The following is an 11,703-nucleotide window of genomic DNA, read 5'->3' on the forward strand; positions in this document are numbered from 1 at the left end:
CCTTTAAAATGTTAATGAAGTGAGTTTTTCCCGCATCTTCTGATATCCGGGTTTAATGATATTATATATATAATAAAGCCGCTCTTCATGATGGCAAAAAGCGGATTTCATAGCATTGATGGTAAGTTTTTCGATATCGTCCAGATTAATGCCGAAGGTTTCAACCGCGGTCAGGAATTCCTTTGTCATGGTCGTGTTGCCCATCAGACGGTCATCGGTATTGATGGTCAGGCGGAATTTTGATTTATAAAGCACGCCAAACGGATGGTTTTCAATTTTATCAACAGCACCGGTAAAGACATTTGAGAGTAGACATACTTCAATCGGAATCCGTTTGTCCAGAACATACTGTGCCAGATCACCCATTCCTGTAACTTTACCTTCTGCATCAAAACTGAAATCCTCAATCAGACGGGTTCCGTGCCCTATGCGGTGAGCACCGCACCACTGAATAGCCTGCCAGATGGACTCCTTGCCAAATGCCTCGCCTGCGTGGATGGTAATATTAAAATTCTGCCGCTGAATAAACTGGAATGCTTCAATATGTTTCTTTGGGGGGTATCCGCCTTCTTCACCGGCAAGGTCAAATCCCACGACTCCCTGGTCCCGGTAGTTCACAGCCAGTTCGGCGATTTCGAGGGAATCTTTCATATTTCTCATGCCGCAAAGAATCAGGCCGTAACCAACACCAAAATCCCGTTTTCCCTTTTCCAGCCCCTCAAGCACTGCTTTTACCACATCGTCATGGTAGAGCCCTTTTTCGGTATGGAGAACCGGTGCAAAGCGGGTCTCAACATAGCAGACATTTTCCTGAGCCATATCTTCCATCATCTCATAAGCCACCCGCGTGAGTCCCTCCCTGGTCTGCATCACGCCGCAGGTATGTTCAAATCCTTGCAGAAACTCAACCAAATTCCCCTTATTTGCTCCGCGGTGGAACCACTCAGCCAGTTCACCCGGGTCGCTGGTTGGCAGCTTTTTATATTTGAGGTCGCGGGCTAAATCAATAACTGTCTGAGGTCTGAGCCCCCCGTCAAGGTGGTCGTGGAGAAGCACTTTTGGCACTTCCCTGATAATTTCGGTCTTCAAGAAAAAATCCTTTTTTTCATAGTAAATTTACCGCTGAAAGGATGAATTACAATCAGAATTGCCGGGTAATTGCGAAAAGAAAAGAGTCAGACGGGGAAGTGTTTTCCGGAATTATTTAAGAATAGAACAGAGTCCCAAATAGCACGTAAATTATTCCTATATTTAGGGTAGAAATAAAATCATGTTCAATCTGTAAAGGAATCTTAATGCAAAAATACCGTTATATTCTCCTGGGTCTGCTGGCCGCAGGAATGCTTGTAACAGGCTTTCAGTGTTCGTCCGCTGATATTACCAGCGCAAAACTCTACATCCAGCAGAAAAACACTGAAAAAGCAATTGAATCATTAAACAGGGAAATCTCCAAAAATCCAAAAAGTGATGAGGGGTATTTCCTTCTTGGTGTTCTTTATGCTGAAAAAGAAGAATTTGACAAAATGCTGGAAAATTTTACCAAATCTCTTGATATCAGCAAAAAATTTGAGAAAGATATCAAATCCCAGAAACTTGCTACCTGGGGAAGTCTTTTTAACAAAGGGGTGGCATTTTACCAGAAAGCAGGTAAAACCGAGGATACTGATTCAGGCATGACCTACTATCAGAAATCGGCAGACTCATTTGAAATGGCTACCCGCATTCAGCCTGATTCTCCCAATACCTATAAATATCTTGCTTATGTATATCTGAGCATGGGCAGATATGATGAGGCAATCTCACCGCTGAATACACTGATCAAACTTGACGACTCTCCGGAAGGCTACCGCTTTATTGGTGAGATCTATTATGATCAGGGTCAGAAGATGAAGGATAAATTTGAAACTTCCAAGGATCCGGCAGACCAGGCTGAATCACAGAAGAAATTTGAGCAGGCTGTTGAAATTCTGGAAAAAGGAAAAGCCAAATATCCGAATGATCCTGAAATTCTTCTTTACCTCTCTAATTCATATATAGCCGCAGGAAAAACTGACATTGCGCTCAGCGCATTCAAAGAGGGTGTGGAAAAAGAACCTTCCAACAAACTCTACCGTTACAACTACGGTGTTCTGCTGCTTGGCGTGGATGATTTTGAAGGTGCTGCTGCACAGTTCCAGAAGGCGCTGGAAATTGATCCTGAGTATATAAATGCTGATTATAACCTTGCTATTACCTACGTAAAGTGGGGTACCAAACTGGCAAAAGACGCTGAAACCGCAGGAAAGGAAGATCCTGAAGTAAAGGTTAAATACAGCCTTTCACTTCCTTATTTTGAGAAATATCTTGCCGTTAAACCGGATGATGCCTCAGCGTGGGAACTGCTTGGAAAAGTATATTCAGTGCTTGGAAGACTTGAAGATGCAACCAAAGCATTTGAAAAAGCAGACGCTAACAGAAAGTAAAGAAAGTAATTCATGAGCCAGAATAATGTTCCGCCTCCTCAGCAGATTAACATCCAGCTTGATGAAAAAGAAGCTGAAGGCATTTATTCGAATTTTGCGATTATCACCCATTCACCTGCTGAATTCGTAATAGATTTCACCAGGATTGTACCGGGTGTTCCCAAGGCAAAAGTATTTTCAAGGATTATTACCACACCGCAGCATGCCAAAATGTTCATGCGCGCGCTTAAGGATAATCTTGAAAAATATGAAAGCCGTTTCGGCGAAATAAAAGTCGACGGTCCTCAGGAGCAGGGTTTTGGTTTTATGCCCTATCCCGAAAAAGGAAAAATTAATTAAAGTAATAATGGCAAGGGCATGATGCAGCTCACAAATCTGCATCTGCCCTTGTTATATATCACTTACCGTAAATGAGCTGATGTATCACACACTGTCAGAATTACAAGAGAACTACATTACCATCCAAAGTGAAAAATTTCCGGAGGAAAGATGCGATTAGTCAGAAATTTTAATGAATTTCTGCGGATTATCAAGCCGGGAGCTGCTTTTGCACTCCTGATACTGATACTGCAGGGATGCGAGGTTAAAAACCCGATTATGCCGAGCTGGGACGTTGATTTGACGGTTCCGGTTGTGGACAGGGAGTTTAACCTGCAGTCTGTAATTGATAAAGATTCATCGGTGCTTCGCGCTTATGATGATCCATCACGGCTTGGCCTGCTGTATTATGGTGAAGTAAGTGATATCAGCCCGATAGTGGTCGGGGATAAACTGAGAATGTCTCCCATAGGCCTTTCAACAGGATTTACAATTGGAGCCATCAAAGTTAATCAGCCGGCTCCGGTTTCGGTATCAATTCCTGTAAGTGAATTTGTACCGGGCGCCACGGGAGGTCAGCCATTTCTATTTCCTCCGGTAGCCTCACAGTCGGTGAGCAAAAGTCTCCCCCCGATTGATGCATTTGAAGAGGCGGTTTTTGAATCAGGTAATCTTGAACTCCATTTTGATAACAATAATGGTGTAACCATTACAATCAATAGTGTTACATTTAAGAATACCGCTACCGGCGCTGTTATTCCTCAGCTCACATCAAACACTCCGCTGAATATTCCTCAGGGGCAGCGCGGCACCAAGGTATTCCCCCTTGCAGGCGCGGTTGTTCCTAAGGGGATGACAATTGATATCGTTCTTTCTTCCCCAGGTTCGGGCGGTAATGTTATTACACTGCCTGCTAATGCCGGAACTGCTGTTGAGGCTCAGTTCACTAATTTCTCACTGTCTCAGGTAACTGCACCGCTGCCGGCACAGGATCCTGTTTCTTTTGACAGTACTTTTGTACTTGATGACTCATCATCATTTGCAGAGATCGTCATAGATCAGGGACAGTTGAACCTCACTCTCAGCAATACTCTTGATGTCGGAGTAATTGCAAGTCTTACTATTAACAATTTACGTAAGCCGGATAATACTCCGTTTACCGCAAGTCCAACACTGGGCAGAGTTGGCTCCGGTTCCGAAACACAGACGGTCACCGTATCAGATCTTCACGACTGGAGAATCGTAAGCGGAAGCGGAGGTTCAACCCTTACCAACCGGCTGAGTTTTTCTGTTACGGTTAATACGATACCTTCAGCGGATCCGAGAACGATCAGGACAACGGATAATATTTCTGTTGATGTAACCATGTCAGAGCTTGTTCTCAAATCAATAAACGGAAGATTTAAACCTACTCCGCTTGATTTTGCCGCAACAAGCATCCCGATTAAACTGGGAACCTTCACATCATTTAATGCTTCACAGCTGGTCTTTGAGAAGTTCGGTCTTGTTCTTAATATCAATTCAACCACAACTGAAGAACTCGGTTTTTCCGGTACGATTACCGGTAAAAACAGTTCACGCACACAGGTGGTAAATATTCCGTATACTGTTATTCATCAGAATGCAAATACGATAACACTGAGCGATCAGGAACTGCGTGATTTTATTAATGCTTTTGCAAGCGCGCCTCCTGATTCAATTATACTTAAATATAACGCGATTCTGAATCCGGACTATAAAGTAGGCGCTATTGCCGCTACTGACTCTCTCTATGGTAATTCTGACATTGAAGTGCCTATTAAACTCGGTATAGGCGGAGGTCAGTTTACTGATACCAGCGAAGTAAATATTGACGAAAGCAACAGAGAAAATCTTGATAACCTGCTTTCAGCTTCAATAAGCATGAGTATTGAAAATGGCCTGCCGTTGGGCATCTCCGTTGTGAGTGATTTCTACGATGAAAATGGCAACCTCCTTTTCAGATTCCCGCCAAACAGAGCTCCGAATCCGGCAACGCTGAACGTGCTGGGCGGTCTTGTGGATGTTAATGGAAAAGTTACCACACCCCGTTCGAACACCTTTACTCTGCAGGTTAATCAGGATGAATTTTCCAAACTGACGCTTGCAAAGAAAATTGTTTCTACGGTGAGCATAAATACTACCGGTGTGAATGCACTGCCGGTACAGTTCCGGACCAATGACAAGATCAAGCTCAAAGGGTTCGGTTTAGTTCAATACAGAGTAAAGCCATAAGGAAAGGAGGAAAATCATGAAAACATATATTAAATTTATTACTGCAGTACTTTTCCTCATCCTCGGGGCTGATATATATGCTCAGGGTTCAGGAAGCGTGGGTTTAACCGATGCATGGACAACTTCCACCGCTAAAACCTACACCATCCTTTCACGCGGACTTTACGCAATCGGAAAAAATCCCGCAAACCTGGCTCTCCCCGGTACGGGAACAGTTGAATTCTCAACACACTTTCCGGTGCCTAACATGAGTCTTCGTGTGGGAACTGATTTTGCCAATCTGGATGAGTACAACTATTTCATCGGAGGCATGGATTCAAGCGGCACACAGGTAAGCCGTCTGCTTGATGCTGCTGACAAACAGAGATTCCACGACCTGTTTGTTGACGGCGGCAGAATTCTGATGAGTACTTCATTTAATCATCTCGGCTTTGTGATGAACCTTGGTGAAAAGATCGGTACCTTCGGATTTGCCGTGAATGATTTTGTGGATTTCAAATTCAAGATTCCGGTTGGTCTGGTTGATCTGCTTCTTCTGGGAAACCCGCAGGGAAGCGTGATTGATATTAACGATCTTGAAGCACAGGCATCCTACACAAGAGAGTATTCGTTTAACTATGCCCGAGACCTCGGTAACTTTAAACCAAAGTTTATACAGAAACTTACCGCGGGTGTTGGTGTTAAATTAGTCCACACCTATGCATATATGGGAATCCAGGAAGTTGATACCCGCATTGAAACAACAGGGCCAACCATTGAGGGATACGGCAAGATAAAAACATATCTTGGCTTCTCCCCGGACTTTGGCATGGAGTATGACTTTGATTCTACCAGTACCGGTGCTGAAAACAGTATGGGACCGTTTCCTACTCCGGCAGGATCAGCTCTCGGATTTGATCTTGGCCTGAGCGCTATCGTAAATGACCGCTTGTCTGTTGGTATTGCGATTACCGATATCGGCAGCATGACCTTTGACGAGAAACCGGTTGAATATTCTGGCAACTCGGATATATATATAACCGATATCACCAGCCAGGAGCAGAGAGATTCTCTCACTGAAAAACTGCGCGGTGAAGGTAAATATATCAGTTCGTTTGAAAAGGACCTGCCGACCGCACTCCGTGTCGGTGTTGCATACTATGTTTATAAGTCAGGAGTTGACGACCGTTATTTCCTGCTCGGGCTTGACTATAATCAGGGTTTTAACGATGAACCAAGAAACAGCACCAAACCGAGAATTTCCCTCGGCGGTGAATGGAATGCAACTTCATGGCTGCCATTTCTCCGCGGCGGATTCTCCTTCGGCGGTGATGATGAATTTATCTGGTCAGTAGGCGCCGGATTCTCGATCGGACCGGTTGAAATGAATGCGTCTATTCCTGACCTGCAGTATATATTCACTCCCGGCAAGGTTGAGCGTATTGCATTTGCCGTTGGCGGCCGGTGGAAATTCTAAATCTGAAGTATGAAATGTGAGTTTTCACTTTTCACTCTTAACCTTTAACTAAAAAAGCCCCGGTTAGCAGCCGGGGCTTTTTGTTTTAAGACTTAGTTTCCCCTTCTTTTTAAACGCAAAGTAAACGGAGTTTAATACAAAGTTTAAGACCATTCACCCCCAGCATCGCGCAATGAAGTACTTAAACACAGAGTGTGCAATGATCTTTCAATTCATACTTCATAATTCACAATTCATAATTCTTTATCACTGTTTTAAACGTGTCAGGTTTAACAGTGATGCTGCCAGGAAGATGAAATTAACCATCCATGCGGTCATTATCGGGTCAAGGGAGCCGTTTTTACCAAAGGCCTGTATGATCTTCATCATAACCAGATAGATGAATGTAATAAGAATATTTATTCCGATCTGAAGCGCAACCCCGCCTTTCCGTTTATTCGCGGAAAAGGGAAGCCCGAAGAGTACTATGATGAGGGATGTAAATGCAAATGAATAGCGGGAGTAATATTCAATTTCAATTTTTCTTACATCATTGCCCGCACGAATCTGATCTGCTATAAACTGCTGCAGTTCACCAAGATTCATCTCCTCAGGTTTTAACTGTTTGGAAGCAAGATCTGCCGGCTTAAAGTTAAGATCGCTCAGAGGAAAAGAGTCCAGTCTTGTGGTTGTGTAGACGGAATCAGTAAAGGTTCTTTTGTAGCCGATAGGCATTACCCAGTTTCCGCTCAGAGTGTCATAAAACATTCTGCCGGCATCAAAGCGCTGATTTACTATGGTCAGGTCATTCTCATCAAAATCCTGAATGCTTACTCTCAGTGCGTTATTGTTTGGTTCATCAAAATATGAGATCGAAACAATTCTGGTCGGGCTGTCCTGAAAAAAGATATTACTCCCCGCGAATGAATAACCCTTGTTGAGGTAATTCATCTCGATGTTAATTTTTCTTTTATTGGCAAGGGGTACAATATATCCGCTGAAGTAAACAGCCATCACACTGATAAAAAAGCAGACAATCAGAATAGGGAGCATATATCTGAACATACTTACTCCCCCTGCTTTGATGGCGGTCAGTTCATTCAGGTTTGCCATCTTTCCCGTTGTAAAGAGTGCCGCGAATAAAACCGAAACCGGAAGCATCAGTTTGATGATTTCCGGAATGAACATGATATAATATTCAAAGATGATGCTGCTGATGACGTTATTGTCAATAAAGTCATCCAGATTTTCCATCAGGTCAATCACCACAAACAGCGAGGTGAACGCGAGCAGTCCGAAGAATACCGTCTGACCAAACTGCTTTAATAAATAGCGGTCAAGTATTTTCATCGGTCTCCTCTGAGCGCCATTTTTTCGGAATGAGCTTTTTCAGGAAAGTGAAATCAAGGTTAATGGTTTCTTTTGCAGTCTTATTCGTCAGAATAATGCCGAGCACGCCCATCAGAACATTGGCAGACCACATTCCCCAGAGAGGGGAGACTATTCCCCGGTCAGCGAGTTTTTCACCGCCGATAAGGAATGCCCAATAAATCAGAAAAAAGAAAAGACTGATGCTTGCAGCCATTCCGAAGCCCCCTTTGCGGGTCATGATACCGAGCGGGCTGCCGAGCATGATAAAAATTATGCATGCAACCGGGATAGAATATTTCTTATGAATTTCAACAAGATATTTATCCGCTTCCCCCTGCATCATGTCAACCCTCATCGAAGAAGAGATAATAAGGTTTTTCTGTGCCTGAAGGCGGGTGATCATGTTTCTGAAGTCTGGCGGAGCTGATTCATCGGCTTTGAACGGCTTGCGTTTTTCAAGACTGTCCCCGATAAAATATCTGTTAACATCGGTCATAAATAAAGCAAAGTAGGAATTCCTGAGAGCCATGATGCTGTCCACCCGGAGCCACATATCGGCCGCGCTGAGTTCTCTGTCACCGCGGTGGCTGCCAATTCCCGATGATTGAATTGAAAACTGATCAGCATTCATGGTAATCTTGTGACGGTTAAAAAGCAACTTCCGGTAAAGGCCGTTTTCCTTCTGGTCGGTTTCGTGAATTTCCCCATTATTCAAATCCATGATAAGTTTGCTCATATCGGCAGTAAAATAGAGTTTCCCTGATTCTGCAGTCACAATGTTAATTTTTGAGGGGTCTGAATAATCGTAGAGAGTAATCTGGCTCATTCTGCCTGTAGTGCGGTCAATATCACGCACCAGAATGGCGGTATTATTTACTTCCTGTGAAAAAATGCCCGGTTCTATTGAAAGTGTAGGTTTTTTCTGTGAAATCTCAAACATCAGAATTTTTGCCTGATGGTTGGCGTCGGGCAGTACATCGTTATTAAATGAGATTAAAAGTCCGGCAACCACAATCGAAGCAGCGAAAGGCCCGGCCATCATTGTGTAAAGGCTGACCCCGGAGGATTTCATTACGGTGATTTCATTATTCTGGGACATCGACCCAAAAGCCATCAGAGTTGCCACCAATACTGCCATGGGGATTACCAGAACCACCATCCAGGCGAGGTTATAGGCGATCAGCTCAAAAATTACGATAAAATCCAGTCCTTTGCCGACTAATTTATCCGCGGCTTTCATCAGGAATTGCAGCAGAAAAATTCCCATCAGCGTTGCTGCTGAAAAGATGAACGGGGTCGCGTGATTTTTGAGGATGTAAAGAAAAATTAACATAGAAATCAAATATACAAATCCCGCGCTTCAGGCTGAAAAAGGGAGTCAATTCGGAGGGTAATCTCCCGATTTCAGGCGTCTATTTATACAGATTAGCGTAAATTTGCAGATGACTCCCCAGGAAATTCTGTGTCAGCCAGATGCCCCCGGAGGCATTGAGGTGATACAGAGATCGGAAGTCAGCCGTTTTGTAAAAAGCAGAAAAATTACTCCTCCCGGAAATTTCCGGAAGCATGATGTTACATTAATTAAATGAAGAAGGGTTGAAGACAAATGTCGCAGAAACAATTCATCGCAGAAAATAAGGACAGATTCATCAGTGAACTCTCAGAACTGCTGAGAATTCCAAGCATAAGCACACTTGCTGAAAACAAGGCAGACATGATCCGTACTGCTGAGTTCATCAAACAGCGGCTTCATGATGCAGGTATTAAAGATGTTACCATTTATGAAACCCCCGGCCACCCGATTGTCTATGCTGAATGGCTCGGCGCTCCAGGAAAACCGACCGTGCTGGTTTACGGGCACTATGATGTTCAGCCTGTTGACCCGGTTGATCTCTGGAGCACACCTCCGTTTGAACCGGTTATAAAAGACGGAAAGATTTATGCCCGTGGCGCGACCGATGACAAGGGGCAGATGTATATGCACATTAAAAGCGCTGAAACCTGGCTCAAAACAACTGGTACGCTTCCGGTAAATATTAAATTCCTCATTGAAGGTGAAGAAGAAATCGGCAGCCCGAGCCTTGAACCGTTTATTAATGCTCATAAAGATTTACTGAAATGTGATTCTGTTCTGATTTCAGATACATCACTCTTTGCGCCGGGTGTTCCGACACTGACTTACGGTCTCCGCGGCCTCTGCTATATGGAAGTAGAAGTAACCGGCCCGAATCGTGATCTTCATTCAGGCACCTATGGCGGCGCGGTTCCTAATCCGGTGAATATACTTGCCGGTATGATTGCAAAACTGCATGATAAAAAAGGAAAAGTAACCATCCCCGGGTTTTACGATGAAGTGGTTAAACTGACAAAGAAGGAACGCGATAATTTCGCGAAACTTCCTTTCAGTGAAAAGAAATATGCCGCTGCAATCGGCGTAAAACAACTTCAGGGAGAAGAAGGATTCTCAACATTTGAAAGAACCTGGGCACGTCCTACACTTGACTGCAACGGTATATTCGGCGGATTCACCGGACAGGGTGCCAAGACGATTATCCCCTCAAAGGCAACGGCAAAAATCAGCATGCGTCTGGTTGCAAACCAGTCTCCAAAGAAAATCAGCAAGCTGTTTGAAAAGTATATAAAAGAGATAGCCCCTAAATCAGTATCGGTAAAAGTGACCGATCTTCACGGCGGTGATGCTGCTCTTACCCCTCTGGACAGCAAAGCATCAATTGCGGCTTCAAAAGCGATGGAACGCGCTTTCGGCAAAAAGACCGTATATATGAGAGAAGGCGGGAGCATACCCATTGTGGCAGCGTTCCAGAGAATACTTAAAGCTCCGACCGTTCTGATGGGCATGGGCCTTAATACCGAAAATCTTCATTCCCCGAATGAACATTTTAATCTGAACCACTTCCTGCTTGGTATTGAGAGTTCAGCATATTTCTTTGACGAGTTCTCAAAGTAACTATTTGCAGTGCTGAAAATGAAGGTGATGGTGCGGTGATGAATATCAGACAACAGATAGTATTATGGACGGTTTTCTTTACACTTATCTTCCTGCAGGGCTGTGACTGGTTCCAGGACAAGCCGGAGAAGATAAGTGAAGGTGAAACTGTGGCGGATAATCAAAGCGCCGATATGAGCATTCAGGAGTTCGTAATCCGTGAAAAAATGAAAAATGCACCCAGCAGATTCGCGGGGGACACCCTGGACCTTGCTCTTTATGTAATCAAGAATTATCCCCCGGGCAGCTATCTGGCTGATCTTGATAATATCAGCACCAACTTCGCTAAAAAGGGAGCAGTTATATACTTCACCGAAAAAGGGAAGAAGTATGTTTTTGCGCTTATCGTGAAATCCATGGAAGGCGGCAAACTTATTGAAATTGATAATTTTACCGGATACAATTCCAGTTTTGTTGATTACGATTCAACCAATTTGGGAACCGCCTTCTTTTATCTGACGCTGTTTTCCTATGACAGCAGCGATTTCACGATGATATGGGAGGAAATTATTCCGCAAAGCGGCGGGCTGATGAATTTTACGTACAGTACCTGGGGTCCGTTAAAGATTCCCTTCGTGAATGTTCATTTCTTCAGCGCGCCTCAGCTTTCTAATGATGAGTATAAGTTTTTTCTTGTCAGAGGACTTGAGAATAAACCACACCTGCTGAATGTCTATGAAGGGCATATCAGGCGCAGAAGGGTTGCTGATATCAATCAAGACAGCATTCCTGATTATTATGAGTGGCGGGTGTTTTACACCGATTCTTCCAGAACATTTCTTGATTCCGTGGGTTTTATCTGGAAAGATACAGTCTATGTGAACACAAGAAATCCCCGCATGACCAGAAAATATTAG

At 43.9% G+C, this 11,703-nt stretch carries 9 protein-coding genes; 6 read left to right on the plus strand and 3 right to left on the minus strand.

Features of this window, described 5'->3' with window-relative positions:
* Positions 1–3 precede the first annotated feature (3 nt).
* Positions 4–1,089 (minus strand): adenosine deaminase, encoded by a 1,086-nt coding sequence (locus tag HRU80_06575; protein QOJ28559.1) that lies wholly within the window; start codon positions 1,087–1,089, stop codon positions 4–6.
* Positions 1,090–1,295: 206 nt separating this feature from the next.
* Between HRU80_06575 and HRU80_06580 the strand changes: the two genes are divergently transcribed.
* From HRU80_06580 to HRU80_06595, 4 genes are all read left to right on the plus strand, one after another.
* On the plus strand, positions 1,296–2,462 hold the full coding sequence (locus HRU80_06580) for a tetratricopeptide repeat protein (GenBank protein ID QOJ28560.1): 1,167 nt from the start codon (positions 1,296–1,298) through the stop codon (positions 2,460–2,462).
* Between the two features lie 12 nt (positions 2,463–2,474).
* Positions 2,475–2,801, plus strand: a complete 327-nt coding sequence (locus HRU80_06585; GenBank protein ID QOJ28561.1) for a DUF3467 domain-containing protein — start codon at positions 2,475–2,477, stop codon at positions 2,799–2,801.
* 150 nt (positions 2,802–2,951) lie between these two features.
* Positions 2,952–5,033, plus strand: coding sequence for a hypothetical protein (locus HRU80_06590; protein QOJ28562.1), 2,082 nt, complete (start codon positions 2,952–2,954; stop codon positions 5,031–5,033).
* 16 nt (positions 5,034–5,049) lie between these two features.
* Positions 5,050–6,489: a hypothetical protein gene (locus HRU80_06595; protein QOJ28563.1), complete on the plus strand. Its 1,440-nt coding sequence runs from the start codon at positions 5,050–5,052 to the stop codon at positions 6,487–6,489.
* 246 nt (positions 6,490–6,735) lie between these two features.
* Here HRU80_06595 and HRU80_06600 read toward each other — a convergent pair whose 3' ends face one another.
* Together HRU80_06600 and HRU80_06605 are read right to left on the minus strand one after the other, a co-directional pair.
* Positions 6,736–7,818, minus strand: coding sequence for a YjgP/YjgQ family permease (locus HRU80_06600; protein QOJ28564.1), 1,083 nt, complete (start codon positions 7,816–7,818; stop codon positions 6,736–6,738).
* The gene (locus HRU80_06605; GenBank protein QOJ30477.1) at positions 7,805–9,172 is read right to left on the minus strand and encodes a YjgP/YjgQ family permease; all 1,368 of its coding nucleotides are present in this window, start codon (positions 9,170–9,172) and stop codon (positions 7,805–7,807) included. The genes HRU80_06600 and HRU80_06605 overlap by 14 nt, the downstream gene beginning before the upstream one ends.
* Positions 9,173–9,445: 273 nt before the next feature.
* Here HRU80_06605 and HRU80_06610 point away from each other — a divergent pair, with 273 nt between their 5' ends.
* Positions 9,446–10,807 carry a dipeptidase gene (locus tag HRU80_06610; GenBank protein QOJ28565.1) on the plus strand — a complete coding sequence of 454 codons (1,362 nt, stop codon included), beginning with the start codon at positions 9,446–9,448 and terminating at the stop codon, positions 10,805–10,807.
* A gap of 38 nt (positions 10,808–10,845) precedes the next feature.
* Complete coding sequence (locus tag HRU80_06615; protein ID QOJ28566.1) at positions 10,846–11,703, plus strand: hypothetical protein; 858 nt, start codon at positions 10,846–10,848, stop codon at positions 11,701–11,703.

The organism is Ignavibacteriales bacterium, assembly GCA_015709675.1.
Lineage (GTDB): Bacteria > Bacteroidota > Ignavibacteria > Ignavibacteriales > Ignavibacteriaceae > H2-BAC3.

Bases quoted from the DNA above. Each gene is read 5' to 3' on its own strand.
- HRU80_06580 (QOJ28560.1), top strand. From the start codon at position 1,296: ATGCAAAAATACCGTTATATTCTCCTGGGTCTGCTGGCCGCAGGAATG.
- HRU80_06610 (QOJ28565.1), top strand. From the start codon at position 9,446: ATGTCGCAGAAACAATTCATCGCAGAAAATAAGGACAGATTCATCAGT.
- HRU80_06615 (QOJ28566.1), top strand. From the start codon at position 10,846: ATGAATATCAGACAACAGATAGTATTATGGACGGTTTTCTTTACACTT.
- HRU80_06600 (QOJ28564.1), bottom strand. From the start codon at position 7,818: ATGAAAATACTTGACCGCTATTTATTAAAGCAGTTTGGTCAGACGGTA.
- HRU80_06605 (QOJ30477.1), bottom strand. From the start codon at position 9,172: ATGTTAATTTTTCTTTACATCCTCAAAAATCACGCGACCCCGTTCATC.
- HRU80_06585 (QOJ28561.1), top strand. From the start codon at position 2,475: ATGAGCCAGAATAATGTTCCGCCTCCTCAGCAGATTAACATCCAGCTT.
- HRU80_06595 (QOJ28563.1), top strand. From the start codon at position 5,050: ATGAAAACATATATTAAATTTATTACTGCAGTACTTTTCCTCATCCTC.
- HRU80_06590 (QOJ28562.1), top strand. From the start codon at position 2,952: ATGCGATTAGTCAGAAATTTTAATGAATTTCTGCGGATTATCAAGCCG.